General features: G+C 64.2%; 24 protein-coding genes and 1 pseudogene. 12 read left to right on the top strand and 13 right to left on the bottom strand.

From position 1 onward, the window contains the following. Window positions 1–17: 17 nt before the first annotated feature. The gene (locus X771_RS164210) at window positions 18–2,048 is read right to left on the bottom strand and encodes a transcriptional regulator (RefSeq protein WP_050587376.1); all 2,031 of its coding nucleotides are present in this window, start codon (window positions 2,046–2,048) and stop codon (window positions 18–20) included. 202 nt (window positions 2,049–2,250) lie between these two features. Here X771_RS164210 and X771_RS164215 point away from each other — a divergent pair, with 202 nt between their 5' ends. Continuing rightward, window positions 2,251–3,336 carry a pyridoxal-phosphate dependent enzyme gene (locus X771_RS164215; RefSeq protein ID WP_023686154.1) on the top strand — a complete coding sequence of 362 codons (1,086 nt, stop codon included), beginning with the start codon at window positions 2,251–2,253 and terminating at the stop codon, window positions 3,334–3,336. Between the two features lie 19 nt (window positions 3,337–3,355). Next, window positions 3,356–4,831 carry an aspartate aminotransferase family protein gene (locus tag X771_RS164220; RefSeq protein ID WP_023686153.1) on the top strand — a complete coding sequence of 492 codons (1,476 nt, stop codon included), beginning with the start codon at window positions 3,356–3,358 and terminating at the stop codon, window positions 4,829–4,831. Between the two features lie 27 nt (window positions 4,832–4,858). Here X771_RS164220 and X771_RS164225 read toward each other — a convergent pair whose 3' ends face one another. From X771_RS164225 to X771_RS164235, 3 genes are all read right to left on the bottom strand, one after another. Continuing rightward, complete coding sequence (locus tag X771_RS164225; protein WP_023686152.1) at window positions 4,859–5,263, bottom strand: YciI family protein; 405 nt, start codon at window positions 5,261–5,263, stop codon at window positions 4,859–4,861. Between the two features lie 93 nt (window positions 5,264–5,356). Further along, window positions 5,357–6,766: an ATP-binding protein gene (locus X771_RS164230; protein WP_023686151.1), complete on the bottom strand. Its 1,410-nt coding sequence runs from the start codon at window positions 6,764–6,766 to the stop codon at window positions 5,357–5,359. Next, on the bottom strand, window positions 6,763–7,479 hold the full coding sequence (locus tag X771_RS164235; protein ID WP_023670002.1) for a response regulator transcription factor: 717 nt from the start codon (window positions 7,477–7,479) through the stop codon (window positions 6,763–6,765). The genes X771_RS164230 and X771_RS164235 overlap by 4 nt, the downstream gene beginning before the upstream one ends. A 258-nt stretch (window positions 7,480–7,737) precedes the next feature. On the opposite strand from X771_RS164235, the gene X771_RS164240 reads away from it, so the two are divergent. The 4 genes from X771_RS164240 (at window position 7,738) to clpS (ending at window position 9,251) form a co-directional block, all read left to right on the top strand. Continuing rightward, window positions 7,738–8,040: a hypothetical protein gene (locus X771_RS164240; RefSeq protein ID WP_023683677.1), complete on the top strand. Its 303-nt coding sequence runs from the start codon at window positions 7,738–7,740 to the stop codon at window positions 8,038–8,040. 39 nt (window positions 8,041–8,079) lie between these two features. After that, window positions 8,080–8,310, top strand: a complete 231-nt coding sequence (locus X771_RS164245; protein ID WP_023670004.1) for a hypothetical protein — start codon at window positions 8,080–8,082, stop codon at window positions 8,308–8,310. 154 nt (window positions 8,311–8,464) lie between these two features. Further along, window positions 8,465–8,812, top strand: a complete 348-nt coding sequence (locus X771_RS164250; RefSeq protein ID WP_023686150.1) for a hypothetical protein — start codon at window positions 8,465–8,467, stop codon at window positions 8,810–8,812. Between the two features lie 133 nt (window positions 8,813–8,945). Then, complete coding sequence (gene clpS, locus X771_RS164255; protein ID WP_023670006.1) at window positions 8,946–9,251, top strand: ATP-dependent Clp protease adapter ClpS; 306 nt, start codon at window positions 8,946–8,948, stop codon at window positions 9,249–9,251. Between the two features lie 44 nt (window positions 9,252–9,295). On the opposite strand, the pseudogene X771_RS01000000164565 reads toward clpS, so the two are convergent. The 4 genes and pseudogenes from X771_RS01000000164565 to X771_RS164270 form a co-directional block, all read right to left on the bottom strand. Next, window positions 9,296–11,456: pseudogene (locus tag X771_RS01000000164565) on the bottom strand (hypothetical protein). A 211-nt stretch (window positions 11,457–11,667) separates the two neighbouring features. Next, window positions 11,668–14,493 (bottom strand): DUF4159 domain-containing protein, encoded by a 2,826-nt coding sequence (locus X771_RS164260; protein ID WP_023686149.1) that lies wholly within the window; start codon window positions 14,491–14,493, stop codon window positions 11,668–11,670. Next, window positions 14,490–15,404 carry a DUF58 domain-containing protein gene (locus X771_RS164265; RefSeq protein ID WP_023683683.1) on the bottom strand — a complete coding sequence of 305 codons (915 nt, stop codon included), beginning with the start codon at window positions 15,402–15,404 and terminating at the stop codon, window positions 14,490–14,492. Before X771_RS164265 ends, X771_RS164260 begins: the two co-directional genes overlap by 4 nt. Then, window positions 15,404–16,390 carry a MoxR family ATPase gene (locus X771_RS164270; protein ID WP_023686148.1) on the bottom strand — a complete coding sequence of 329 codons (987 nt, stop codon included), beginning with the start codon at window positions 16,388–16,390 and terminating at the stop codon, window positions 15,404–15,406. Before X771_RS164270 ends, X771_RS164265 begins: the two co-directional genes overlap by 1 nt. 144 nt (window positions 16,391–16,534) lie before the next feature. Between X771_RS164270 and X771_RS164275 the strand changes: the two genes are divergently transcribed. Genes X771_RS164275 through X771_RS164285 form a run of 3 tightly spaced genes read left to right on the top strand, consistent with a single transcriptional unit; the run spans window position 16,535 to window position 19,064 of the window. Continuing rightward, complete coding sequence (locus tag X771_RS164275) at window positions 16,535–17,164, top strand: DUF1285 domain-containing protein (protein ID WP_023686147.1); 630 nt, start codon at window positions 16,535–16,537, stop codon at window positions 17,162–17,164. Further along, entirely contained in the window at window positions 17,164–17,796 is a 633-nt protein-coding gene (locus X771_RS164280) for a CoA pyrophosphatase (RefSeq protein ID WP_023686146.1), read from the top strand. Before X771_RS164275 ends, X771_RS164280 begins: the two co-directional genes overlap by 1 nt. Beyond that, window positions 17,793–19,064, top strand: coding sequence for a CCA tRNA nucleotidyltransferase (locus X771_RS164285; protein ID WP_023686145.1), 1,272 nt, complete (start codon window positions 17,793–17,795; stop codon window positions 19,062–19,064). Before X771_RS164280 ends, X771_RS164285 begins: the two co-directional genes overlap by 4 nt. Before the next feature lie 6 nt (window positions 19,065–19,070). Here X771_RS164285 and X771_RS164290 read toward each other — a convergent pair whose 3' ends face one another. The 3 genes from X771_RS164290 to hemF all read right to left on the bottom strand — a co-directional run bounded on the left by X771_RS164290 (window position 19,071) and on the right by hemF (window position 20,902). Next, complete coding sequence (locus X771_RS164290; RefSeq protein ID WP_023670013.1) at window positions 19,071–19,256, bottom strand: DUF1059 domain-containing protein; 186 nt, start codon at window positions 19,254–19,256, stop codon at window positions 19,071–19,073. A gap of 232 nt (window positions 19,257–19,488) precedes the next feature. Continuing rightward, window positions 19,489–19,749: a DUF1344 domain-containing protein gene (locus X771_RS164295; RefSeq protein WP_023686144.1), complete on the bottom strand. Its 261-nt coding sequence runs from the start codon at window positions 19,747–19,749 to the stop codon at window positions 19,489–19,491. 238 nt (window positions 19,750–19,987) lie between these two features. Then, window positions 19,988–20,902, bottom strand: a complete 915-nt coding sequence (hemF, locus tag X771_RS164300) for an oxygen-dependent coproporphyrinogen oxidase (protein ID WP_023686143.1) — start codon at window positions 20,900–20,902, stop codon at window positions 19,988–19,990. A gap of 275 nt (window positions 20,903–21,177) precedes the next feature. Between hemF and X771_RS164305 the strand changes: the two genes are divergently transcribed. Further along, entirely contained in the window at window positions 21,178–21,435 is a 258-nt protein-coding gene (locus X771_RS164305; RefSeq protein WP_023683688.1) for a hypothetical protein, read from the top strand. On the opposite strand, the gene soxR is transcribed toward X771_RS164305, so the two are convergent. Then, window positions 21,432–21,878, bottom strand: a complete 447-nt coding sequence (gene soxR, locus X771_RS164310; RefSeq protein ID WP_023686142.1) for a redox-sensitive transcriptional activator SoxR — start codon at window positions 21,876–21,878, stop codon at window positions 21,432–21,434. The two genes, X771_RS164305 and soxR, sit on opposite strands and share 4 nt — an antisense overlap. A gap of 146 nt (window positions 21,879–22,024) precedes the next feature. Continuing rightward, on the bottom strand, window positions 22,025–22,483 hold the full coding sequence (locus tag X771_RS164315) for a tRNA (cytidine(34)-2'-O)-methyltransferase (RefSeq protein ID WP_023670018.1): 459 nt from the start codon (window positions 22,481–22,483) through the stop codon (window positions 22,025–22,027). Window positions 22,484–22,928: 445 nt separating this feature from the next. Here X771_RS164315 and X771_RS0133025 point away from each other — a divergent pair, with 445 nt between their 5' ends. Next, a complete protein-coding gene (locus X771_RS0133025) occupies window positions 22,929–23,336 on the top strand; it encodes a hypothetical protein (RefSeq protein WP_023686141.1) in 408 nt (135 codons plus the stop codon). Window positions 23,337–23,363: 27 nt separating this feature from the next. Beyond that, window positions 23,364–25,259 (top strand): ABC transporter ATP-binding protein, encoded by a 1,896-nt coding sequence (locus tag X771_RS164320; RefSeq protein ID WP_023686140.1) that lies wholly within the window; start codon window positions 23,364–23,366, stop codon window positions 25,257–25,259. Window positions 25,260–25,269 lie beyond the last annotated feature (10 nt).

The following is a 25,269-nucleotide window of genomic DNA, read 5'->3' as shown; positions in this document are numbered from 1 at the left end:
CTTTTTGGGATCATGCTCTAAGCCAGCCCGATACGCGTGGCGCCGAGCTTGAACAGGGCTGTGGCATCCCGGTCGAAGCGGAAGGTGTCGATGAAGTCGTCGGCTCGGTAATCCGGAAGCGTCTTGCGGATGGCGGCGGCGAAGTTTTTCGCCTCGTCCAGCCGCCCAGCCAACGCCAGGCAGTGAGCGGCGATCGACAGGATGATGACATGGGCGTTGGGGCGGGCGGCCGCCTTCAGCGCCCATTCGGCCGCCTCGTCGAACTGGCCGAGGCGGACATGGGCCATGGCGCGCGCGCCCAGCATGCCGAACAGCATCGGGTCGAACGGCGACAGATGGCGCGAATGATCCGACGATCCGATCGCCGCGTGCGGGTCGCCCGACTGCGAATGCACGAACGACAGCGCATAGTGGCCAAGCGCGAAGTTCGGGCTGAGGTCGACGGCTCTTTGCAGTTCGAGCACGGACGCGTCACCCTCGCCGCGCAGCCACAGCGCCCGGCCCATCGCCCAGTGCGCGGCGGGATTGTGATCGTCGACCAACAGGCTTTGGCCGGCTGCCTCAAAGGCAAGCGCGCTGTCCTGGTCGCGGTCGCCCCAGCGCTGGAAGGCGCTCTGCCAATGGGTGAAGGAGAGGCCGGCATAGGCGCGGGTGAAGGTCGGATCCTGCCTGACAGCAATGTCGAAGAAATGCCGCGCGAGGTCGTTCTCGCTGCGGGTGAAGCGATACATGTGCCAGAGGCCGCGATGGTAGGCCTCCCAGGCGTTAAGTGAATTGGGCGCTTTCAGCATGGCGCGGTTGCGCTCGACGGTCTCGATCTCGGATGAGACCGAGGCCACGATGCTGTTGCCGATATCGTCAAGCACGGCGAAAAGATCGTCGGGCTTGCGCTCGAAGGTCTCGGCCCAGACGATCCTGGCTGTGCGGACCTCGACGAGCTCGACGGTGATGATCAGGCGGCCGGTCAGGCTGCGCACCGTGCCGGTGGCGACATAGTCGACATTCAGCCTTCGGCCGGCATCTTCCGGCGCGATGTTCCTTTCCGCCAGCGCAAAGACCGAGCCCCGGGCGATGACAAAGAAGTCCCTGAGCTTGGCGAGGCGGGTGATGATGTCGTGGGTCAAGCCATCGGCCAGCCCGCCACGAACGCCGCTACCGGCGTCTTCGGCAAATGGCATCACGGCCAGCGCAGCCTTGTGCGGCGTCGCGGCTTCGGTGGCGGCAAGCGCGATCGGACTGTGGCCCGCCATCGGCGCAACCGCAGGCTGTGCCGGCAAAGTGGCGCAGTGACGTTCCGCGCGAATGGCAAGCCACGCCTGGCGCACGAGGCCGAAATCCAGCTCTTCCGATTGGAAGAGCGATGCTGCTGCGGCAAGATGGTCCTCGCAGGCACGGAACTGGCCGCGCCGCGCCAGCCTCACCAGGAGTGCGACATGGGCGCTGCTGTCGAACGGGGTCAATTCCAGCCATTTTTCGAGATGGGCGGAGACGTCTTCGGAATCGGCCGGCAGCGTCTTGACCAGATGTTCCAGTATAGCAGCTTGGCAGGAACCGAAACGGCGGCGCTGCGCGGTCAGCCAGCTGTTGAAGAGAGGGCTGCGGTCGATCTCCAGCCCTTCGAGGAAGTCGCCGACGAACAGGTCGGAGAGCAACTGCAGTCGCGTCGGCTCGAGCGTTTCGATGCCTGCGGCAGCCGCCGCCGCGACATCCAGAACGTCGACTGAGATGCCGTCGAGATCGAGCGCGATCGTATCGCCCGATGTTTCGATCCTGCGGCGGCCCGGTTCGTCGAGCGCGGCCCGCAGCTTGCTCAGGCACCAGCGCAGCTCACCCCTGGGATCATTTGGAACATCCCACAGCAACTCGCAGAGCTTGCCACGTCCGACCGGATGGGGCGCCAGCGCCAGATAGGCCAGCAGCGCGCGCAGCTTGCGCGATGCCGGCAAGACCACCGGGACGCCGTCGCGCGCAATTGTCGGCGGCCCAAACAGGCGCACGACAACACCTTGATGGCTGCTCGCCAGGCTCGATTCCACGCCAGATACCACGCCTGCTCCCACGCTGACCTGCCGGCCCCTGCTTTACCACCGAGCACGACAAAGTGCACCCGGCTCGCAAAATTTGTGCGCCGAATGTGGTGTTTACCACACTGCCGCACGTCAAGGACCTGTAGTGCGGCAAGGTGTCGAAATCTCGCCGCCCAAACCGCCGGTGTGTAACCGGCCCGTGAGCAAGAACCAGGAGTCTACCATGTTGCATCAGCAGAAAATCAGAACCACGGCCGGCCGCGGCCGCCTGTTCGACAGCATTCTCGACACCATCGGCGACACGCCGGTCATCCGCGTCAATAATCTCGGACCGGCGCACGCCACCATCTACGTCAAGGCCGAGTTCTTCAATCCGGCGGCGTCGGTGAAGGACCGGCTGGCGCTCAACATCATCGAGGAAGGTGAACGCACCGGCGCGCTCAAGCCTGGACAGACCATTGTCGAGGCGACCAGCGGCAACACCGGCATCGGTCTTGCCATGGTCTGTGCGCAGAAGGGCTACAAGCTGGTGGTGACGATGGCCGACAGTTTCTCGGTCGAGCGCCGCAAGCTGATGCGGATGCTGGGCGCCAAGGTGGTGCTGACGCCGCGCGCCGAGAAAGGCTTCGGCATGTACAAGAAGGCGGTGGAACTGGCCGAAGCCAATGGCTGGTTCCTGGCCCGCCAGTTCGAGACCAAGGCCAACGCCGACATTCATGAAGCTACCACGGGACGCGAGATCGTCAACGATTTCGCCGGCTCGCGGCTCGACTATTTCGTCACCGGCTACGGCACCGGCGGCACCGTCGCCGGCGTGGCGCGGGTGCTGCGCCGCGAGCGGCCTGAGACCCGGATCGTGCTCACCGAACCGGCCAACGCGCAGCTTGTCGGCAGCGGCAAGCGGCAGATGCGTGGCGCCGGCGGAGCGCCGGCCGCCAGCCATCCGGCTTTCGAACCGCACCCGATCCAGGGCTGGACGCCGGATTTCATCCCGCACGTCCTGCAGGAGGCCATCGATGGCAACTTCTATGACGAGGTGATGCCGATCGCCGGGCCGGAGGGCATGAAATGGGCCAAGGCGCTGGCGCAGCAGGAAGGCATCTTCACCGGCATTTCCGGCGGTTCGGCTTTTGCCGTGGCGCGCCAGATCGCCGGCACGGCACCGGCCGGATCGGTGATCCTGTGCATGCTTCCCGATACCGGTGAACGCTACATGACCACGCCTTTGTTCGACGGCATCGAGGCCGAGATGAATGCGGAAGAGCTTGCTCTCTCGCGCTCGACGCCCGGTTGCCAGTTCCCGGCATGATGACGCGGGAGCAAATTGCATGGACGCGATGCCTGGACACTCGGCTACCAGTACCGAGGAAACGCTTGACCCCTCGGACTGGGCCGATGTGCAAAGCCTGTCGCATCGGATCGTTGACGATGCCGTCGCTTACCTGCGCGATGTCAGGCAACGGCCGGTGTGGCAGGAGATGCCTGGAGATGTGAGGGATTTCTTCACCGCCTCGCTGCCGCAATCGCCGACCGCGCTTGCCGACATCTATGGCGATGTCGTGGACAAGGTGATGCCCTATCCGATGGGCAACATCCATCCGCGCTTCTGGTCCTGGTATATGGGGTCGAGCAATTTTACCGGCGCGATCGGCGATTTCCTGGCGGCAATCCAGGGCTCCAATCTCGGCGGCGGCAACCATGCCGCCGCCCTGATGGACGGCCAGGTGGTCGACTGGTGCAAGCAGATGATGGGCATGCCGGCTTCGGCCAGCGGCACGCTGGTCAGCGGCGGCTCGATGGCCAACATCATCGGGCTCACCGTGGCGCGCAACACCAAGGCCGGCATCGGCGTGCGCGAGCACGGCGTTGGAGCAATCGAAAAGCCTTTGCGTTTCTATGGCTCGGACCAGGTCCATTCCTGTCACCGCAAGGGGATGGAAGCGCTCGGTCTCGGCAACAAGGCGCTGCGCCGCATTGCCAGCGACGCCGGCCTGCGCATCGACATTGAAGGTTTGAGGACTGCGATATCGGAAGATCGCGCGGCCGGGTTCAAGCCGGCCTGCATCATCGGCAACGCCGGCACTGTCAACACCGGCGCCATCGACGATCTGCAGGCGCTGGCCAAGCTGGCGCATGAGGAGGACCTCTGGTTCCATGTCGACGGCTGCATCGGCGCGCTGATCGCGATCGCGCCTGAGAATGCACATCGCGTCGCCGGCATCGAATGGGCCGATTCCATCGCGCTCGATCCGCACAAATGGCTGCATGCGCCTTTCGAGGCAGGCTGCGCGCTGGTGCGGGATGCCTCGGCGCATCGCAAGACCTTCGCGGTGACGCCGGAATATCTGGAGTCGACACCGCGCGGCCTCGCCTCCGGCCAATGGCTGCACGATTACGGCCTGCAGACGTCACGCGGCTTCAAGGCACTCAAAGTGTGGATGGCATTGCGAGAACACGGCGTCGAAAAATTCGGCCGCCTGATCGACCAGAACATTGCGCAGGGGCAGTATCTCTCAGGGCTGATCGCGGCCGAACCAGCGCTCGAACTGACGGCGCCGACCAGCATCAACATCGTCTGCTTCCGCTATCGCGCGGATGGTCTCGATGGCGAGCGCGCGAAAGCGCTCAACACCGAGATCATGCTGAGGCTTCAGGAAGACGGAACCGCCGCCATTTCCGATACCACGGTGCAAGGCCGGCATTGCCTCAGGGTGGCGATCAACAACCACCGGACCCGGCGCGAGGATCTCGACCTTCTCGTCGCCGAAACGGTCCGCCTGGGCAACGAGATCGCTTCTGCCTGACCGGCCATGGGGTAGAGCAAGCGGCTCTCAGCCGCTGGCGGCCTCCTGGAAATCGCCCTTCGTCACGGGGAACGCCAGGCCGGGAAGGTAAAATGTGATCGGCCGGATTTCGTAGACTGCCGAGGGATTCACGCGGCGCAAGTCGCGCGCGGCTGCAATCGCCGCCTCCTGCGTGGCGCAGTCGAGGACATAAAGACCCAGCAATTGTTCCTTGGTCTCGGCAAACGGCCCGTCGATGACGATGCCTTCGCCCGGACCGCGCAGCGTCACGGCGTCGGCGGTCGCGCCCAGTCTTGCCGCCGGCCCGAGCTTGCCTTCGCGGGTCAGCCTGGCGTTGACTTCGAGCAGGTCGTGCATCAGCGCCGCATCCTGCTGCGGCGTCAGGGACTGGATGGTCTGTTCGACGTGATAGGCCAGGATGGCGTAAAACATGCGGCGATCTCCTCCTGTTCGAGCGGCTGCACTATTGCAAGGTTGGGTTGGCTGATCCACCCCCGGTGCCCATCGAGACGCTAGTCTGCTGCCTCATGCCGCCAGCGGCAGGCTGAGCTCCGTCAGCAGGCCGCCGCAGGGACGGTTGGACAGGTTGACATCGCCGCCGGCGGCACGCGCAATGTTGCGGGCAATGGTCAGGCCGAGGCCGAGACCGCCGGTCTGGCGGTTGCGCGATTGCTCCAGCCGCACGAAGGAACCGAACACCTGGTCGAGCTGCGCCTGCGGTATGCCCGGCCCCTCGTCGCGGATGACCAGCGTGACCGTGCCGTCCGACTGCCGCAGGCTGACATGGGCTTTCTTGCCGTAGGTCACGGCATTCTGGACCAGATTGTTGACGCAGCGCTTCAGCGCCACCGGTCGCGCGATGCAGATCATGCCACGCGGCCTGGCGCCGTCATGGTCGAACGTGACGTCCTCGAAACTGTCGGCGATCGATTCCACCAGCGACCAGAAATCGATCCGCTCGCTCTTCTCCTCGGTGACTTCGAAGGTGGCGAAGTCGATGACGGAGCTGGCGATGCTCTCGATGTCGGCGAGGTCGTGGGCCAGCGCCTCGCGCGCGGTCGATCTGCGCAACAGTTCGAGGCGCAGCCGCATGCGGGTCAGCGGCGTGCGCAGATCGTGGGCGAGCGCGGCGGCCAGATGTTCGCGGTCCTCGACATAGTCGCGCAGCCGGACCTGCATGGCGTTGACGGCTTTGGCCGCGGCGCGGATTTCGCGGCTGCCGGTCTCGGCGATCGGCGGGCTCTTCAGATCCGTGCCGATCCGGTTGACCGCGGTTTCCATCATCCGATAGGGCGCCGTCAGCCGGCGCAGCGACCAGATCGACATGATCACCACCAGGGCCGCGATCAGCGAATAGAGCGGCAGGCTGTCGAAGCTCAATATCGGTCCGACCGGCGTGTTGGGCTCGGTGAAATTCAGCCATTGGCCGTCGGCGAAGCGGACAGAGGCCGTCAGCTTGTCGCTTTGGGCGAAGCTGGCCGCCAGCGATAACAGGTCACGCTCCACCGCGCCCACATCCTTGGTCACGGCCACACCGCCAGGCGCGTTGGCTGCCTGGGTTGCCGGATCGCGCCGGACGCGGGCGTCGGTGATGCCGAATTTCGACAGCCGCCCGACCAGGATGTCCTCGAGTTCGGCCAGTTCGTCGTCGCCGGCGATCGACGAGGTGACCGCGGGCGTGTCCGAAACGGTGAGCGCATAGGTGGCGTTGAACAGACCGGAGGCCGTCAGCTTGCGCTGCTCCGGCGTGTCGTCATGCATCAGCTGCACCAGCGAATAGGCGCGGTCGTTAAGCCGGTAGAGATCGACCTCGTCATTGGCGACGGCACGATCGCGCGAGACGATGTAGAGCGTGGCGACCTGGCTGATCAGCAGGCCGGCAATGACGATGAGCAAAACCCAGACCGGCAGGGTTTGCGGCAGGAAACGTCTCATTCGGAGGTGGTCTCGGGCAGGAACTGGTAGCCGCCGCTGCGCACAGTCAGGATCAGTTTCGGCGTCTTGGGGTCGTCTTCCATCTTGCGCCTGAGACGGCTGACCAGGATGTCGATGCTGCGGTCGAAGGAATAGTCGCTGTCACCGCCGGAAAGCTCGATGAGCTGGTCACGGGTGAGGACGCGCTGCGCGCTTTTGACGAAGGTCTGCAACAGGTTGAACTCCGCCATCGTCAGTTCGACCCTGACGTCGCCCGGCGCCATCAGCCGGCGGCGCGAGCAGTCCATCGTCCAGCCGGCAAAATGATAGATCTGCTTGGTGGTGGCCCGCTTCGGCTCGGCAGCACCATTGCGCCTCAAAACGGCGCGGATACGGGCCAGCAGCTCGCGCGGATCGAAGGGTTTGGGCACATAATCGTCGGCGCCCATTTCCAGGCCGACGACGCGGTCGGTGGTCTCGGTGACCGCCGTCAGCATGATGATCGGCGTCGAGTAGCTGGCGCGCAGGTCGCGGCAGAGCTCCAGCCCGCTCTTTCCCGGCAGCATCACATCAAGCACGATCAGGTCTACCTGCGTGCGGCGCAGTATGTCTTCCATCTCGACGCCGTCGGCGGCAACCGTGGTGCGCAGGCCGCGCTTCTGGAAGAATTCCTGAAGCAGGTCGCGAATGCCCTTGTCGTCGTCGACGATCAGTATGTGCGCATCGGATTTCACGGCGATCCTGTCATTGCTGGCGGCCGGTCGGCGGCTGCCTTCTGAGTCTGCTTCTGTGGCGTCACCCACACGATAGAATTCTGGCCACATGTTGGCCAGCGGCGATGATCGCCCGCAAAGCCGATTTGCCAGAAACAATTCAGAAACAAAATTCTATAGTCCGGAAAAACTCCCGAAAAAAATCAAGGGCATAAAGGGTGCCGTGGCGGTCAGGACATCGGCTGCGACGCGAAGTCTCCGGAGTAACGGACATCACCAATGCACAGGTTCACGATCAGCTTGATGGGTGCGCTGCTCAGCATTCCGCTCGTCACAGCCGCGGTCGGAGCCACAACCGCAAAGGTGACGCCGATCACAAGGAGCGAGCGCTGCATCGATCTCAATCGCCAGGTAGACGAAGCCCTTGAAACCCATGCCGCGGCAACGCAGGTCACCGCGGCGAAAGCACTGCAAAGAAAGGGAAACCGGTTCTGCGCCAACAAGAAACAGGCACAGGGTATCCGGATGCTCGCGAACGCTTTGAAGCTGCTTGGAGTGACACCGATCGACCCGGTTCAGTGACACTCGAAACACGACCCGCACAAAGAAGGAAATGAAGCCATGAAAAAGTCCATCCTCTCCGCCACCGGTCTCGCCGTCGCTCTCGCTTTCGCAATGCCGGCTCTGGGCAATGCCGCTGCCACCACGACCGCTGCTCCGGCTGCTTCCACGACCACCGCTCCGGCGACCACGACCGCCAAGCCCCCGGTGAAGAAGGTCGTCGCCAAGAAGCCCGTCAAGAAGCACAAGAAGGCGAAGAAGGTCGTCAAGACGGACGCCCCGAAGGCCTGATCCAGACAGCCAACAGGCTTGTCTGTAACAAGGCCGCTCCAGCACCCCCCCCGGCTGGAGCGGCCTTGTCGTGTGAGCATGATTACCCGTTGATGGGTGCCGGCCACCCAGGACTTTAACCCGTTTGCAATGCCGGTCCGGTAGGATAGCCCGCATGAAGAAGCGGCTTTCATCCATTCTGCGCTCGATGGCCATCGGCGGCCTTGTGGCCTCGGCAATGGTCAGGGTGCTGATCCAGTTCACCGCCAGCCCGGTGCCCGATCCGGTGAGCGGGCGCACAGAGCCGTCGCTGTTTGCACCGGCAATCTCCAGCAGCTGTCAATACATCACACCATGGCAAAGCCTGCTGCTTACCGTGATCACCGGCGCGGCGCTGGCCTGCTTCTTCGGCTGGCTCGCGGTCGCCTGGGTCGAATACAAGGCGGCCGGATCAAGGCCGGATGCGGCATCCAGCGCACGGCAATTCCAGGCTCGTCGCGTCGCCAATCGCCAGGGCCGTTGAACCGCAGCATACACTTCCTAAATTTGTGAACGGCAGCACTTCCGGGAAGCCGGTTTGGCGCGCCGATCAAAATGGACGACGGCTTTCCCCCATGACAAAGTGAGAGCGACCCCTCGCGCGATACCGGTTCCCGATGCCTGAAATCAGTTCCAAACCCCGCACCAAGACCAAGCCGCGGACCGAGCGGCCGAAGCTCTACAAGGTCATCCTCATCAATGACGATTTTACGCCGCGCGAATTCGTGGTGACGGTGCTGAAGGGCGAGTTCAAGCTCAGCGAAGACCAGGCTAACCGGGTGATGATCACCGCGCACCGGCTCGGCGTTTGCGTCGTTGCCGTCTTCACCAGGGATGTCGCCGAGACCAAGGCGACACGGGCCGTCGACGCGGCCAAGGCCAAGGGGTACCCGCTGCTGTTTACGACGGAGCCGGAGGAGTAGGTTGAGCGTCTTTCTCCCCGTATAGTGACGGGGAGAAGGGATCCTTACCTTCCCTCTCTGTACCACATCGCGCCCATGGCCAGCAGCAGCAGGCAAAGGCCGAGGAAGCCGCCGAACAGGGGTACGCGCGAGACGGCTTTGAGCACGCTGTCGTCGGTGCTGCGCAGGCCGATCCAGTCTGCGCCCGAGGCCGCACCGGAGGCGCGGACCGGGACGATGGAGGGCAGGGTGACGCTGCCGGTGAGCTGGCCAAGGGTGGAGGAGGCCGCCAGCCGGCGCACGCTGCCGCCGGTGGCCTCAGTCGGAGCCTTCAACCGGTCCTCGGTAGAGACGACGTCGGAGAATTCCGGCGCGTTGACCGGGCCGACATGGGCGAGTGCGGTCAGGTCACCATTGCCGATCTGGTAGAGGCCGATCTCCTTGGTCTCGATGCTGCCCAGGAAAACGCCGGGTTCGGACTTCTCCAGCTTGATGATCAGCGCCTTGCCCGAAGGGGTGATCACCTGCGCCGGGCCGGGATCGTCGCTCATCGTCTGGCGGCGGATTTCCAGCATCATGCCGCGGCCGTCGGCGGTCAGCCGCTCTTCCTCGAGTTCAGGTTCCTTCATCAGCCAGTGGGCGATGCGGCGGTAAAGCTGGACATGCGGCCCGCCACCCTCGAAGCCGCGCGCCCATAGCCAGCCCTGATCGGACAGAAGCATGCCGACGCGGCCTTCGCCCTTATGATCGAGCAGAAGCAGCGGGCGGTTGTCGGCGCCCTTCATCACCACTTCGCCTTCGGGGTTCTGCACGCCGATGGTGCGGAACCAGCGGCTCCAGCGCGGCGGCTCGGTCGCCGAGCCGTCGAGGCCGCGCGTCACCGGATGGCGCTGGCCGAGATCGGTGAGGCGCGGATAGAAGGCCTTGTCGATGACTTCGCCGGTCGGCATTGCCGGCAGCGACGACATTAGCGGGGTGCGGGCGATCGAGGAGTCGCCGGCATATTCCGGCCCGGCGGCGATCAGCAGCGCGCCGCCCTTTTCGACGTATTCGGAGATGTAGTCGTAATAGAGGATCGGCAGCACGTCGCGGTGCTGGTAGCGGTCGAAGATGATGAGATCGAAATCCTTGATCTTCTCGACGAACAACTCGCGGGTCGGGAAGGCGATCAGCGACAGTTCGTTGATCGGCGTGCCGTCCTGCTTTTCCGGCGGCCGCAGAATGGTGAAATGGACGAGATCGACCGAGGCGTCGGATTTCAGCAGATTGCGCCACGTGCGCTCGCCGGCATGCGGTTCGCCGGAAACCAAAAGCACGCGCAAGTTCTCGCGGATGCCGTCGATCAGCGCGATGGCGCGGTTGTTGGCGTCGGTCAGTTCGCCCGGCTCGCGGTCAATAGAGAGTTCGACGATGTTGCGGCCGGCGCCGGGGATGGTCACCTGCAGCGGCATCGCCTGGCCGATGGTCGCTTCTTCGACCGCGACCTGCTCTCCATTGACCGAGACGCGGACATCGACCGGGCCGGTTTCGCCGTCGGTGGCGATGACGCGGTAGGTCATGTCGAGCGGCTTGCCGACGAGGCCGAAGCGTGGCGCGTTCTCGAAGCGGATGCGGCGGTCCTTCTCGTGCTCGTTGCCGGTGATCAGCGCGTGCAGCGGCGCATTGAAGTCGGGGGCGGCCGGTGCGTCATGCACCTCGCCATCGGTGATCATGATGGCGCCACCGATGCGCGAGGGCGGCACGTCGCGGAAAGCGCCTTCAAGCGCTGCAAAAAGCTTGGTCTCGGNTGATGGCGCCACCGATGCGCGAGGGCGGCACGTCGCGGAAAGCGCCTTCAAGCGCTGCAAAAAGCTTGGTCTCGGTGCGCTCGTCGGCGGCTTCCGACTTGCCGGCCTCGACGACGCGGACGTCGAACTGCTTGAAGCGGCCAAGGCGCTGCTGCAAACCGGCAAGCGCTTCGTCGGTCTGTTTGGTCCGGTCGCCGATATCCTGGCTCTGGCTGCGGTCGACGATGACGGCAACGACGCTCTTCAGCGCCTCGCGCTCCTCATCGAGGAAGACCGGATTGAGGAGTGCTGCGCCCAGCGCAATCAGCGCCGCGAAGCGGAAGATCGCGCCGCGCTGGCGAAACCACAAGCCGACAGCGGCCAGCACCAGCAGCGGTGCGAGCACCAAAGCCAGCAAGGGCCAGGACAGCAGCGGTTCGAACGAAATCGACCAGTTCATCGTTTACCCTCCCTCTTGTGGGGAGGGTCGATCCGCGTAGCGGAGCGGGGTGGGGGTAGGCGACAGAGCGCTGGCTGCACCCCCACCCCGGCCCACTGTCTTCGCTTCGCTGCGACAGCGAGCCGACCCTCCCCAAAAGGGGGAGGGTGAGGGTGAGGCTGCGCCGCCGGCGCCAGACAGGATCGAGACGAAATTAGCCAATACTGCCATCCTATTGCCCCAACCGTTCGAGCAGGATGGGCACGTGCACCTGGTCGGATTTGTAGTTGCCGGTCAGCATGTACATCATGATGTTGACGCCGGCGCGCAGCGCATAGATGCGCTGCATCGGATCCGATGGCACGGTCGGCAAAAGCGGGTCACCATTCCCGTCGACGGCCCAGGCGCCGGCAAAATCATTGGCGGTGATCAGGATCGGCGAGACGCCGTCGCCGACGCGTACCGGCCGATTCTCGGCATTGCTGGCCTCGAGCGAGGCTTCCACCCAGAGCGGGCTGCCGGAGAAGCGGCCGGGAAATTCGGGCAGGATGAAGAAGGATTTGGTCAGCACATGGTCGGCGGGCACCGGCTCCAGCGGCGGCACGTTGAGATTGCCGAGAATGTCGCGCAACCGTTCCGTCGCCGGGCTCGCCGAATCCGCTCCGATGCCGTTGGCGAACTGGTCGCGCGTGTCGAACAGCACCGTGCCGCCCTGCTGCATATAGGCGTCGATGCGGGCGATCGCGGCTTGGCTCGGCATCGGCGCGGAAGGATCGATCGGCCAGTAGATCAGCGGATAGAAGGAAAGCTCGTCCTTCGAGATATCGACGCCCGCCGGCGCGCCCGGCTCGAGCGCGGTCTTCTCGATCAGGAAGCGGGTCAGGCCTTCGAGCCCGGCGCGGCTGATCGAATCGTCACCGGGCACACCGGTCAGCACATAGGCGATGCGGGTCTTGGCAATATCCTCGATTGCCGCGGCATCGCCGGGCTTGGCGTCGTCGGCGTGGGCGAGGTCGGCATGGCCAAACAGCATGCCGAGGCCAAGCAGCAGCGCAGCCGTCGTTGCTGCGGCCGATCGGCCGCGGCGCGGTCGGCGCGACATCAGCCCGCCCATCCAGAACACCGCCAGCGTGTCGAGCAGCATAAGCGCAAGTGCCGCTGTGACCAGCGATCCCTTGAGGTCGCGCGATTCATCGAAAGCGTACTGGATATTGGTCACCGGCACTGTGAATTGCGGGCGCACCAGCGGCGCGAAGGCGGTGGCCGGTTCGAGCAGATTGTGGGCGAAAACGCCGGTTTCCGAGCCGTAGAGGCCGGGCGGGTTCTCGAACGTCACCGGCAGCGTGCCGGCGCCGGGGACCAGCGGTCGCGCGTCCGGCGTCGGCGGCACCAAAGTGCCGTCGGCGGCTATCATGCGATAAGGTGCCAGCGACGTAGCAGCGGCTTCGGCGTTGGCAACCGCCGCACCCTGGTTGCGCGACAGCTGCACGATGCGCCGCAGCATCTCGACGAAGCTGCCGGAGATCGGCAGCGTCGACCATGTCGCTTCCGGGGTGATGTGGAACAGAACCAGCGTGCCCTTGCCCTTCTTCAACCCGGTCACCAGCGGGGTGCCATCGGCAAGGGTTGCCCAGGTGCGTTCGACGATGTCCGGCGTCGGTTCGGCCAGCACCTGCCGGCTCACCGTGACCTCGGCCGGCGGTGCGAGGTCGGCGAACGGGCCGTTCTTCGGGAATTCGGTCACCGCCTGCGGCGTCGTCCATGACAGCGCGCCGCCAAGCGAGCGCTCGCCGGTGCGCAGCCTGACCGGCAACAGATCATCGTCATTGCCGGCGGCGGCCAGCCGCGAACCGGCAAAGCGCACCAGCGTGCCGCCATTGTCGACCCAGTCGACCAGCCGCTGATGGACCTGCGGCGGAATGGTACCGATATCGGCCATGACGATCATCGCCGGCTTCTGGTCGAGAAGCTGCGGGATGGCGTCGGCGAGATCGACGCTCGACGGTTCGACCAGATCGGCGAAAGGCTGCAGCGCGCGCCTGATGTAATAGAGCGGCGACAGAAGCGGCTGCGCCTGGTCGGCCTCGGCCTGCGATAAAAGTCCGACGCGGCGGCGCTTGGAGCTTTCGTCGAGCACGCGCACCGCACCTGCCTGGCGTTCGCCGTCGAGCGCGATCGAGGCGAAGTCGTTGCGCAGTTCGAACGGCACCGCCATCGTGCCGCTGGCGGTAGTCTCACCCGGCGCGAAGGTCAGCGTCGCGTCGGCGATGCGGCGGCCCTTGTCGTCGAAGGCGCCGGCGGTGACTTGTGCCGGCGCCGGGTCGCCGGGCGCGCGGATGGCGGTCAGGGCGAAGCCGTCGACCTGATTTTCGGCGCCAGTGAGCCCAGTCAGCGCCAGCCGGTCGGAATTGGCCCAGACGACACGGGCGGCATTTTTCGACAGCAGTGTGTTGAAGGCGGCCTCGTCGCCCTTTGCCGCAAGGCCGTCGGCGAGAACGGCAACGCTGGCGCCGGGCAAGGTTTCCAGCACGCCGGCGACGCGGGCATAGACGGCGGGTCGGTCGGTTGGGATCGGCCTCGGCTTGGCGGCGCGCAGCCGGTCGAGGGCAGCCGCGGCATCGAAGGGGCCGATCTCGGCGTTCGGCTTTTCGGCGGTGAAGGCGATGACGACCGGTACGCCGTTCGAACCGGCATCGGCGATCAGCCGCTGGGCGGTGGCGACGCGCTTGCCCCAGTCGGCGGCACTCGCCCAGTCATTGTCGATGACGAGCGCCAGGGCGGCGCCCTCGGCCGGCAATTTTTCGCGCGGATTGAAAACGGGTTCGGCTAATGCCGCGACGACAAGGGCTGCCATCAACAGCCGCAGCAGCGTCAGCCACCACGGGCTCTGCTGCGGCGTTTCCTCGCGCTTCAGCACGCGAGCGAGGATCTTCAGCGGCGGAAACATTTCGGACTGCGGCTTGGGCGGTGTGAGCCTGAGCAGCCACCAGATCACCGGCAGCGCGAGCAGGCCCCACAACACCATGGGAGCGCCAAAGGAGAGCGGCAGCCAGCTCATGCGCCGGCCCTTCCCACGAATGCGCCATCGGCGGTCATCGCCATGTGGATGCGCACCAGCGCCTCGGAAGCGAGGCGATCGGTGTGGTTGACGGTGTAGCTCCAGCCGAGGCGCTTGCACCAGCTGGCCATCTCCTGGCGGCGGGCGGTGTAGAGCAGGCGGTATTCGTCGCCGAGCATTTCGGCGCGGCCGGCGGTCAACTTGTCGCCGGTCTCGGGATCGGTGAATTCGGTGCGGCCGGCATAAGGAAAGGTCTCCTCCGCCGGATCGGCAACCTCGATCAGATGCGCACGCACGCCATGCCGCGCCAGCACATCGAGCCATTCCATGGTCTCCTCGACCGGGTCGAGGAAATCGCTCACGACGACGATGTCGCAGAAGCGGCGGATGGCGGACAGGTCAGGCTTTGCTGGCAGGTCCGCGGCGTGCATCAATTGCGCTGCGATGCGCTCGGCGCCGTTGCGGGCGGTGAACGGATCTGTCAGGCCGGGCCATGCGATGCGCTCGCCGCTGCGAGATAGCAATTCGGCCATGGCCAGTGCCAGCACCAGCGCGCGCGATTCCTTGGAAACGCTGGCGCCAGTCGATTTGTAGAGCATGGAGGGCGATGGGTCGGCCCAAAGCCACACCGTGTGGGCTGCTTCCCATTCGCGGTCGCGCACATAGGTGTGGTCGTCCCGGGCCGAACGGCGCCAGTCGATGCGCGAGGAATCGCCTTCGACATAGGGGCGGAACTGCCAGAAATTCTCGCCGATGCCGCGCTTGCGGCGGCCATGCCAGCCGGCAATTACCGTATTGACGATACGGCGTGCCTCGACCAGCAGGTCCGGCACCAGCGAAGCCCGCAACCGGCCCCTGGCGAGCGCGTCGCGCGTCGCTGCCGGTGCCTGGACTTCGCCGATACGTGCCATCAGATTCCTTTGGCCAGTTTCGCCACCACGTCGCGCACAGTCGTGCCCTCGGCGCGGGCGGCAAAGGTCAGCGCCATGCGGTGCTGCAGCACCGGTTCGGCCAGCGCGCGGATGTCGTCCACCGACGGCGCCAGCCGCCCGTCATAAAGCGCGCGCGCACGGGCGCACAGCGTCAGCGCCTGGCTGGCGCGCGGGCCGGGACCCCAGGCGACATGCTTGTCGGTCTCGGTATTGCCCTGGCCGGGACGCGCCGAACGCACCAGTTTGAGGATGGCGTCGACGACGCTTTCGGGCACCGGCATACGGCGGATCAGCGTCTGGATTTCCCTCAGCCGCGCCGGCTGCAGCACGTTTTGCGCCTTGGCGTCCTCGATGCCGGTGGTTTCGAGCAGGANGCCGGGGTAGCTCACCCGGTGCTTGAACAGGAAACGGTCGAGCTGCGCTTCGGGCAGGGGATAGGTGCCTTCCTGCTCCAGCGGGTTTTGCGTCGCCAGTACATGGAAGGGCGCGGGCAGGTCGTGGCGAATGCCGGCGATGGTGACGTGATATTCCTGCATCGCCTGCAGCAGCGCCGACTGGGTGCGCGGCGAGGCGCGGTTGATCTCGTCGGCCATCAGCAATTGCGCGAAGATCGGGCCGGAGATGAAGCGGAAGGAGCGCCTGCCGGCCTCGTCCTGCTCCATCACCTCTGAGCCGAGAATGTCCGACGGCATCAGGTCGGGTGTGAACTGGATGCGGCGCGAATCGAGGCCGAGCACGACACCGAGCGTTTCGACCAGCTTGGTCTTGGCAAGGCCGGGCACGCCGACCAGCAGCGCATGGCCGCCGGCAAGCAGCGCCACCAGCGTGCGCTCGACCACCACTTCCTGGCCGAAAATGACGCGGCCGACGCCGTCGCGCACCCTGGAAATATCGGCCAGCGCCGTCTCGGCCTGGGCGATCATGTCCTTTTCGCTGATTGGGCTTTCCTTGACCATTACGCTCATGCCGCATCGATCCTTGTGCTGGAAGTACCGGCTTGCACTGTAGTGCCTTAGAATGCCGCGATTCGGCTTCGCCTGGCGCCTACGAATGAATTTAAATCACAGCCTTAGGCTGACAAGCGGAACAACAGTGACTATTTCGTGACCATGACGGAACGCTCCGAACATCGCGAGCACAGCCTTACTGCCGCAACCGAGGCGCGCGGTCTCGAAGCGTTGATCTCGCGTGCGGCTCGCGCCGGCAAGGGCGCGGCGCCGGTGGAGCGCTGGAATCCCGACTTTTGCGGCGATCTAGACATGGAGATCAAACAAGACGGAACGTGGTTCTATCTCGGCACGCCGATCGGCCGCATGCCGCTGGTGCAGCTGTTTTCCAGCGTGCTGCGCAAGGACGAGGATGGCAGGACCTATCTGGTGACGCCGGTCGAACGGGTCGGCATCCGCGTCGTGGACGCGCCTTTCATCGCGGTTGAAATGGATGTTTCCGGCGCCGGCGCCGAGCAGACCATCACTTTCCGCACCAATGTCGGCGATGTCGTCGAGGCCGGACCTGGCCATCCGCTGCGCTTCGTCGACGAGAACGAGACCGGCGGGCTAAAACCCTATGTGCTTGTGCGCGGGCGGCTGGAAGCGCTGGTGGCGCGGCCGGTGATGTACGAACTGGTCGAGCATGGCGAGGAGATCGATATCGGCGGCAAGACGATGTTTGCCGTGCGCTCGAAAGGCGAAATCTATCCGATCATGCCGGCGGAAAAACTGAAGCGGCTGAGCGCATGATGGATCAGGTGAGGCCGCCGCCGTTTTCCACAGCGGATTTTCGCGCGCGGGTCGCGGCGCAAGCTGAAGTCCATGCCGGCGACGATTATGGCGATCATCGCTTCAACCCCGGCCATCCACGGTTGACGCAGCTCAAAGCGCTGCGCGACGCCGCGGTGCTGATCCCGGTCGTCGATCATGGACGCGATGCGACCGTGCTTTTGACCAAGCGGGCGGAAAAACTGCGCAGCCATTCCGGGCAGGTGGCTTTTCCTGGCGGCACCATTGATCCCACCGATGCGACCCCGGAAGCAGCGGCCTTGCGCGAGACCTTCGAGGAGATCGGCCTCGGCCATGACCGCATCGAGATCATCGGCCGCATGCCCGATTATGTCGCCGGCAGCGGCTATCGCATCGCGCCGGTGCTGGCGATCGTCGAGCCCGGTTTTACGCTGTCGCTCAATTCCGACGAGGTCGACGCCGCCTTCGAAGTACCGCTTTCGTTCCTGATGGATCCGGCCAACCACACCAGGGACAGCCGCATGTGGAACGACCTGGAATGGTTCTTCTACGATATGCCCTATGGCGGCCAGCGCATCTGGGGCGTCACCGCCGGCATCATCCGCACGCTCTATGAAAGGCTCTATGCTTGAGTGATCCGGTATCGCTGGCGGGCAGAGCCGACTGGCTGGGTGAAAAGCATCTGCAGCGGCTGCTTGCCGTGCTGGCGCAAGGCGGCGAGGAAGCCCGCATCGCGGGCGGTGCGGTGCGCAATGCACTGATTGGGCAGCCGGTCGCCGATATCGACGTTGCTACCACTTGCCTGCCCGAGGAAACCGTTCGCCGCGCCGAGGCGGCGGGCTTCAAGGCGGTGCCGACCGGCATCGAGCACGGCACGATCACGGTGATTGCCGGCGGCGCGCCCTATGAGGTCACCACGCTGCGCGCCGACATCGAGACCGATGGCCGCCGCGCCAAAGTGTCGTTCGGCCGCGACTGGAAGGCCGACGCCGAACGGCGCGATTTCACCATCAACGCGCTCTATGCGGAGGCTGATGGGACGGTCGTCGACCTGGTCGGCGGCGTCGGCGATATCGAGGCACGAAGGCTGCGCTTCATTGGCGATGCCGAGCAGCGGATCCGCGAAGACTATCTGCGCATCCTGCGTTTCTTCCGCTTTTTCGCCTGGTACGGCGAGGGTCGGCCCGATGCCGAGGGATTGAAGGCCTGCGCCCGGCTCAAGGACGGTCTCGCCCATCTCTCGGCCGAACGCATCTGGTCCGAGCTGAAGAAGTTGTTATCGGCCCCAGATCCGTCGCGCGCCTTGCTGTGGATGCGCCAGGCCGGCGGGCTCACCAGCGCCCTGCCGGAAAGCGAGAAATGGGGCATCGATGCCATTCATGGGCTGATCAAGACAGAAAAGGATCTGGGCTGGGCGCCGGACCCGCTGCTCAGGCTGGAGGCGATCGTGCCGCCCGATGCGGCGAGGATGAAGACACTGGCCGAGCGGCTGAAACTTTCGACCACTGAGGCGGAGCGCCTGCGCCACTGGGCGCTGACGGCTGCCGTCGAGCCCAAGACAAGCGAAGCGGAACTGGCCAAGAAACTCTATTCCGGCGAGCGCCAGGGTTTTCTCGATCGCCTGCGGCTGTCGCTGGCGTCGGCGCGAGCGCGGGCTCTCGAGGACAATGACGCGCTGGTTCAGGCCGGCGGGTTTTCGCGCCTGCTCGCTTTTGCGCTGAAATGGGAAAAACCGGTGTTCCCAGTCAAGGGCGGCGATCTGACGGCGCTTGGCGCGTCGCCGGGGCCAATGCTCGGTGCGATTCTGAAAAACCTGGAAAAGGAATGGATCGGGTCCGGCTTTGCGCTCGATCGCGACGCGCTGCTGGAGCGCGCCGCGGAAGCCTTGAAGGCCAGATAGGACTGCTCAGGCCGCGTCGCGAACTTTCTCGATGCGCGAGCGGATCGCCTCGATCATCGTCTCGCGAATGACCGTTTCGCCATGTGTCTCGCGCATATGGTCGACGGCGCGGCGCATGACCTCGGCTTCCTCACCGGCACGCGTGTGCCACTCACAGCCGGGAACCAGCGAGCCGCAATGGAATTCCTTCATGGGATTTTCTCCTTTTCCTCCTTGGAGCCTGTGCCTCTCATGGGCACACGAAGCTCCGCCATCTCTGTTCCGCGCCCTGTCACAGCAGTCGGTTTCGGGGGCGCGCACGGGGGAGTTAGCATAACACGGTTCCACGAGTTTGGTTGCCGTGGGGGCGAAAAAGGCGGAGCAGCGCTGCTCCGCCCCCTCTTGCCAGGCTAAGCCAAGGCGAGAACGTTCGGTCTTGTCCCGATCACTTCTCGATCTTGACGGACTCGGCAACCTTGTTCTTGCCGCTCATGTCCCAGGAAACGCGGACCTTTTCGCCTGCCTTCAGGCCAGGATCCTTGAAGGTCTTGGGCAGCGTAAAGGTCGATCCATCGTCCAGAACGAGGCTCATGGCCGTGCCATCATAGGTCTTGACCGTGCCCGTGGTGTGCTTGACCGCGGCAAAGGCAATCGAGCCGGAAGCGAGAAGGGCAGCGGCGGCTGCCGAAACAATGAGCTTTCGCATGTAATACTCCTGGAAATGCGGGCATCCGTTTGGAAAATGCTCCGCCTTGTTCAGGGCCGTCCGGTAGCGTCGTGTCGCGGTTCGGGACTGAACCGCCGGCGCTTCCCGGCCCGAAACGACAAATAGTCGTTTTATTTCAATTGCCTATTAGACGAAAAAGATAATGGCGATGCCACATTGGCTGCCCAGATTCGGCGAATGGGACGTCAATGCGGCTCACGTTTCGCTCACCGATTTTTTACGGCCACCTGACCTCCGGCGGCAGGCTGGACAGGATCGAAGCGACATTGCCGCCGGTCTTCAGGCCGAAGATGGTGCCGCGATCGTGAAGAAGGTTGAATTCGACGTAACGGCCGCGGCGAATGAGCTGCTCGTCGCGGTCGTCGTCGGTCCAGTTCTCGTTGAAATGGGCGCGAACCAGGTGTCCGTAGACGACAAGGAAAGAACGCCCGACATCCTGGACGAAGTTCAAATCGGCATTCCAACCGCCTTTCTCCTCCCCCGAATGCAGCCAGTCGAAAAAGATGCCGCCGACGCCGCGCGGCTCGTTGCGGTGCGGCAGATAGAAATACTCGTCGCACCAGGCCTTGAACTTCGGGTGGTCGGCGACCGCGGCATTCTTCTCGCAGGCGAACTGCATGGCTCGATGGAAGGCGACCGTGTCGGGGTGATCTTCCGTGCGGTTGCGGTCGAGCACCGGCGTCAGATCGGCGCCGCCGCCAAACCAGTGGCGCGACGTCACGACCATGCGGGTGTTCATGTGCACGGCCGGCACGTTGGGGTTCCAGGGATGCGCGATCAACGAAATGCCTGATGCCCAGAAGCTCGGGTCTTCCTCGGCGCCGGGCATCTGCTTCCTGAATTCGGGCGAGAATTCGCCATAGACGGTCGAAGTATGGACGCCGACCTTCTCGAAGACGCGGCCGCGCATCATCGACATGGCGCCGCCGCCGCCCTTTCCATTGTCGCGTTCCCACGGCGTCTTCTCGAAGCTGCCGGGCGACCATTCGGCCAGTGGTCCCTGCAGTTCCTGTTCGATCTGCTCGAAGGTTGTGCAAATGCGCTCGCGCAGCGTCTCGAACCAGAGCCTAGCCTTCATTTTCTTCTGTTCGATGTCGGGTGGCAGGCCTGCCGGTATTTCTGGTCGTTCCAAAATGCTGTCTCCGGTCGCGGCCGACAAAGGACCTAGTGGAGTGAATTTGACATTTGCACACAGCGTGGCGCAGGGCACGATGCAAATGTCAAATTCGAAAACTCCACCAGAAACATGAACTTGCTAGCGGTCCTTGTGATTCCAACATTCGCAACGGCGCCTGGGGATTAGGGAGGCGAATGTTGGAATCGGACCACTAGCCTTTTCCGGGCGCGATCCCTAATCTCTTAGGGGCAAGGGTCAAGTGTCATCTGGTTCGGCCCAGGAGTTCTTTCATGCGCACGCCGGCAAGACCGCCGCTGCATGGCCTGAAGAAAAGGCTCGATCGTTCACGCGCCGAGCGCGAGCGCATGCCGCGTGACGGGTTTTTGCGCGAGACCTTCGTCTTGCCGCGCCCGGATGCGCGGCTCAAGGCCAAGGAATGGTTCGAGCGTTTTCCCAAGCAGGCCTACTGGACCGAGATCGAAAGCTGGTTCGAGCGGCCGGGCGACGTAATCGAATTCACCATACGGCGGCTGCCCGCGGCGGATTAGGATTCCACAAGCAGTCGCCTTGCGCCCGGCCCTTGCGCACTCAAGCGATCTTCCCTGTTTCGCAGCGGGCATTTGTCGATCGACATGCAGCCGCAGCCGATGCAGTCGGTAAGGCCGTCGCGCAGCTTCTTTAGCTGAGTGATCTTGCGATCGAGGTCGTCGCGCCAGCCGGTCGACAACAGGTTCCAGTCCTCGCGCGTCGGGGTACGGCCTTCTGGCAGCGATTCAAGTGCGGCGCCGATCTCGGCCAGCGAGATGCCGACCTCCTGGGCGATCCGGATGATCGCCACCTGCCGCAGCACGTCGCGGCCATAGCGCCGCTGGTTGCCCGACGTGCGGTGGCTGCGGATCAGCCCGCGCGCCTCGTAGAAATGCAGCGCCGACACCGCCACGCCGCTGCGCATGGCCAACTGGCCGACCGTCAATTCCTTTACCGGAGCCATCTCGATTTTCCGCTTGACCTCAACTTAAGTTGAGCTTGTAGCCAGGAAATGTCGATAGGGCAATTGAGGAGAAGGCGATGTGCGCCTGGGTGAGAATGATGCAAGACGCAAGGGCCGTTGGCGATGACGACAACGCGTTGAAGGTTCTAGCCGAGCTGCCGGATGGCTTCACCGGCGACCATGGCGACGGACAGCGCGACGTTGATGCTGCGCGTGCCCGGCTGCATCGGGATCGTCAGCCGCGCATCCGCCGCCTGATGGACAGGATCCGGCACGCCGGCGGATTCGCGGCCGAACAGCAGGATGTCGCCTTGGGCGAAGCTGAAGCCCGTATAGGGGGTCGCGGCTTTGGTGGTGAGCAGCACCAGCCGGCAGGCTTGGCCCTTGCGCCAATCCTCGAAGGCGTTCCAGTCGACATGCCGGGTCAGGGCAGCCATTTCGAGGTAGTCCATCCCGGCGCGCTTGAGCGCTTTGTCGGAGAGCGGAAAGCCGGCTGGTTCGATAATGTCGACGCCAAGGCCGAGGCAGGCGGCGAAGCGCAGGATTGTTCCGGTGTTGCCGGCGATGTCAGGCTGGTAGAGGGCGATGCGGAGACGGTGGTTCATTTCCGCGTCTTTCTAATAAGTGGCAGATCGGCCACAGCGGGTGGCTGGTTTTGGAAATTGCTGGACCTGCGGGTGGCCATTTTCTGCGAAGTCGATTATACCGCACGCATTGTCAACCCGAACCGATGGAGGGGTATTTCATGATGACCATGCACATCCAGCGCCCCTCCCGTGGGCTTACCTGCCCGCCGGCGGTTTCGGTACGACGATTTACCTGATTTCTTAGATCTGATCGCACCGATTCCCGCCGAACCCAATTTTCGGCTCTCGAAGGAATCCTGCGATGTTTTTCAAACCGTTAAAGGGGCCAAGCGCCCCAGCTGAGCATGTCGCGACCGAGGCCTATCGTCGTGTCCCGACGGATGCAATCCGTGCCTCCGGCCGAAGGCCGGCGCACGACATTGCTTCGCCTTTTTATGTCTATTTTCACACGGAGGACGGACCGATGTTCGATTCCTATAAGATACCGGGTTCAAGAAGCCTGCACGAACGCAAGACGGCGACCTGGGCGTTGCTGGTCGGCGAGACGTATTCGTCGGCGGTTCACGCCCAGATGCGCCGGCGTCCGCATCGCGGCATGTTGCCGGATGTCGATTTCTCGCGTGCGGTTCCCGACCACAGCCGGCCGTCGCTGGTGCGCCGGATCATCCGGCTGATCCGGCCGGGCGCGAAAAACCGGACTGGCGGCGGCGTGCCGTCAGCTCAGTCGAAGGCTTCTGTCGGTGAAAAGCCCGCAAGTCCCTATATTGCGCGAAGCAGGACCGATGGCCCGGGTGATTCCGGGCCGTCGGTCCCCGCCGACGTACGGTCTGGGGACGCGGAGCGCCCCGGGGATTTTTCCCGCGCCGCATGAGCGGACAAAAGTTTTGTGAGCATCACTATGTTTAGCTGGTTTGAAAGAAGGCTCGATCCGTTCCCCGCAGCGGAACCGGTCGAGCCGCCGAAGACGCTGGTTGCCTTCTGCGTGCATTATACGCGCGGCGCCTGGCCATACATCATCCTGGACGCGGTGCTGGTGACGGCGATTGCCATCGCGGAAGTGTGGATGTTCGGCTTCATGGGCCACATCGTCGACTGGCTGTCCGGGCAGAACCGCGAAACCTTCCTGCAGACCGAGAGCTGGAAGCTCGCCGGCATGGCCTTCGTCGTGCTGTTCGCGCTGCCAGGTACAGTATGGCTGCATTCTTTGCTCAACCAGCAGACGCTGATGGGCAACTACCCCATGCGCATCCGATGGCAGGTGCATCGTTATCTCTTGAAGCAGTCGATGAGCTTCTACCAGGACGAATTCGCCGGCCGCATCGCCACCAAGCTGATGCAGACGGCACTCGCCGTGCGCGAATGCGTCATCAAGGTTATCGAGGTGCTCAATTACGTAATCGTCTATTTCCTCGGCATGCTGTTCATCGTCGGCTCGGCCGACTTGCGGCTGGCGGCACCTCTCGGCGTCTGGCTGCTCGGCTATATCGGGTTGTTGCGCTATATCATCCCGAAGCTGGGCAAGGTCGGGGAGGCGCAGGCCAATGCGCGCTCGACTATGACCGGCCGCGTCGTTGACAGCTACACCAACATCCAGACGGTCAAGTTGTTTTCCCATGCACGGCGCGAAGCAACGTTCGCGAGAGAAGGCATGGCAGGCTTCCTCGACACGGTCTACCGGTCGATGCGGCTGGTGACGGTGCTTTACGGCCTGCTCTATATCCTCAACGCGCTGCTCCTGTTTTCGGTGACGGCGACGGCGCTGTGGCTGTGGCTCGGCCAGGCGGTGACGATCGGCGCCGTCGCCGTGGTCATCGGCCTCGTGCTCCGTATGTGGGGCATGTCGCAGTGGATCATGTGGGAAATGTCGAGCCTGTTCGAGAACATCGGCACGGTGCAAGACGGTATCGCCTCGATCTCGCTGCCGCGCCTGGTCGAAGACCGGCCGGGGGCGAAGGACATTGCCGTCACCAAGGGCGAGATCCGCTTCGACGACATTCGTTTCCACTATGGCAAGCAGAAGGGCGTCATCGAGAACCTGTCGCTGACGGTGAAGCCCGGCGAGAAAGTCGGCATTGTCGGGCGCTCGGGCGCGGGCAAGTCGACGCTGGTCAATCTCCTGTTGCGGTTCTACGACCTCGAGAACGGCCGGATCCTGATCGACGGCCAGGAGATCGCTTCGGTGACGCAGGATTCGCTGCGCGCGCAGATCGGCATGGTGACGCAGGACACTTCGCTGCTGCATCGTTCTGTGCGCGACAATATCCTTTACGGGCGGCCCGATGCGACGGAGGAAATGGTTATCGAGGCAGCCGGGCGGGCCGAGGCGCTGGAGTTTATCGGCAGGCTTTCGGATCACACCGGACGTAAAGGGCTCGACGCTCATGTCGGCGACCGCGGCGTCAAATTGTCCGGCGGCCAGCGGCAACGCATCGCCATTGCTCGCGTTATGTTGAAGGACGCACCGATACTTATCCTTGACGAAGCGACGTCGGCGCTGGATTCCGAAGCCGAGGCCGCCATCCAGGAGAATCTCTACAAGCTCATGCAAGGCAAGACCGTCATCGCCATTGCGCACCGGCTGTCGACCATCGCGGCGATGGACAGGCTCGTCGTCCTCGACAAGGGCCGTGTCATCGAGGAGGGGTCGCACGAGGAACTCGTCGCCAGCGGCGGGCTCTACGCGCAGCTCTGGCAGCGCCAGTCGGGCGGGTTCCTGCTCGACGACGGTCCGGTCGATGCCGCCAATGACGCTGTTGCCAACGACATCGGCGTGAAGGGTGAAGCCGCAGAGTGATGACGTCAGC

Origin of the sequence: Mesorhizobium sp. LSJC269B00 (assembly GCF_000502815.1) — a bacterium.
Taxonomy (GTDB): Bacteria; Pseudomonadota; Alphaproteobacteria; order Rhizobiales; family Rhizobiaceae; genus Mesorhizobium.
This window is presented reverse-complemented; position numbering and strand designations above follow the sequence as displayed.

Bases quoted from the DNA above. Each gene is read 5' to 3' on its own strand.
- X771_RS164250 (WP_023686150.1), top strand. From the start codon at position 8,465: ATGAAGAAGCGGCTTTCATCCATTCTGCGCTCGATGGCCATCGGCGGC.
- X771_RS164215 (WP_023686154.1), top strand. From the start codon at position 2,251: ATGTTGCATCAGCAGAAAATCAGAACCACGGCCGGCCGCGGCCGCCTG.
- X771_RS164315 (WP_023670018.1), bottom strand. From the start codon at position 22,483: ATGAACCACCGTCTCCGCATCGCCCTCTACCAGCCTGACATCGCCGGC.
- clpS (WP_023670006.1), top strand. From the start codon at position 8,946: ATGCCTGAAATCAGTTCCAAACCCCGCACCAAGACCAAGCCGCGGACC.
- X771_RS164220 (WP_023686153.1), top strand. From the start codon at position 3,356: ATGGACGCGATGCCTGGACACTCGGCTACCAGTACCGAGGAAACGCTT.
- X771_RS164275 (WP_023686147.1), top strand. From the start codon at position 16,535: ATGACGGAACGCTCCGAACATCGCGAGCACAGCCTTACTGCCGCAACC.
- X771_RS164295 (WP_023686144.1), bottom strand. From the start codon at position 19,749: ATGCGAAAGCTCATTGTTTCGGCAGCCGCCGCTGCCCTTCTCGCTTCC.
- X771_RS164240 (WP_023683677.1), top strand. From the start codon at position 7,738: ATGCACAGGTTCACGATCAGCTTGATGGGTGCGCTGCTCAGCATTCCG.
- X771_RS164245 (WP_023670004.1), top strand. From the start codon at position 8,080: ATGAAAAAGTCCATCCTCTCCGCCACCGGTCTCGCCGTCGCTCTCGCT.
- X771_RS164230 (WP_023686151.1), bottom strand. From the start codon at position 6,766: ATGAGACGTTTCCTGCCGCAAACCCTGCCGGTCTGGGTTTTGCTCATC.
- X771_RS164320 (WP_023686140.1), top strand. From the start codon at position 23,364: ATGTTTAGCTGGTTTGAAAGAAGGCTCGATCCGTTCCCCGCAGCGGAA.
- X771_RS164280 (WP_023686146.1), top strand. From the start codon at position 17,164: ATGGATCAGGTGAGGCCGCCGCCGTTTTCCACAGCGGATTTTCGCGCG.
- X771_RS164225 (WP_023686152.1), bottom strand. From the start codon at position 5,263: ATGTTTTACGCCATCCTGGCCTATCACGTCGAACAGACCATCCAGTCC.
- X771_RS164265 (WP_023683683.1), bottom strand. From the start codon at position 15,404: ATGGCACGTATCGGCGAAGTCCAGGCACCGGCAGCGACGCGCGACGCG.
- X771_RS164260 (WP_023686149.1), bottom strand. From the start codon at position 14,493: ATGAGCTGGCTGCCGCTCTCCTTTGGCGCTCCCATGGTGTTGTGGGGC.
- X771_RS0133025 (WP_023686141.1), top strand. From the start codon at position 22,929: ATGTTCGATTCCTATAAGATACCGGGTTCAAGAAGCCTGCACGAACGC.
- X771_RS164290 (WP_023670013.1), bottom strand. From the start codon at position 19,256: ATGAAGGAATTCCATTGCGGCTCGCTGGTTCCCGGCTGTGAGTGGCAC.
- X771_RS164305 (WP_023683688.1), top strand. From the start codon at position 21,178: ATGCGCACGCCGGCAAGACCGCCGCTGCATGGCCTGAAGAAAAGGCTC.
- soxR (WP_023686142.1), bottom strand. From the start codon at position 21,878: ATGGCTCCGGTAAAGGAATTGACGGTCGGCCAGTTGGCCATGCGCAGC.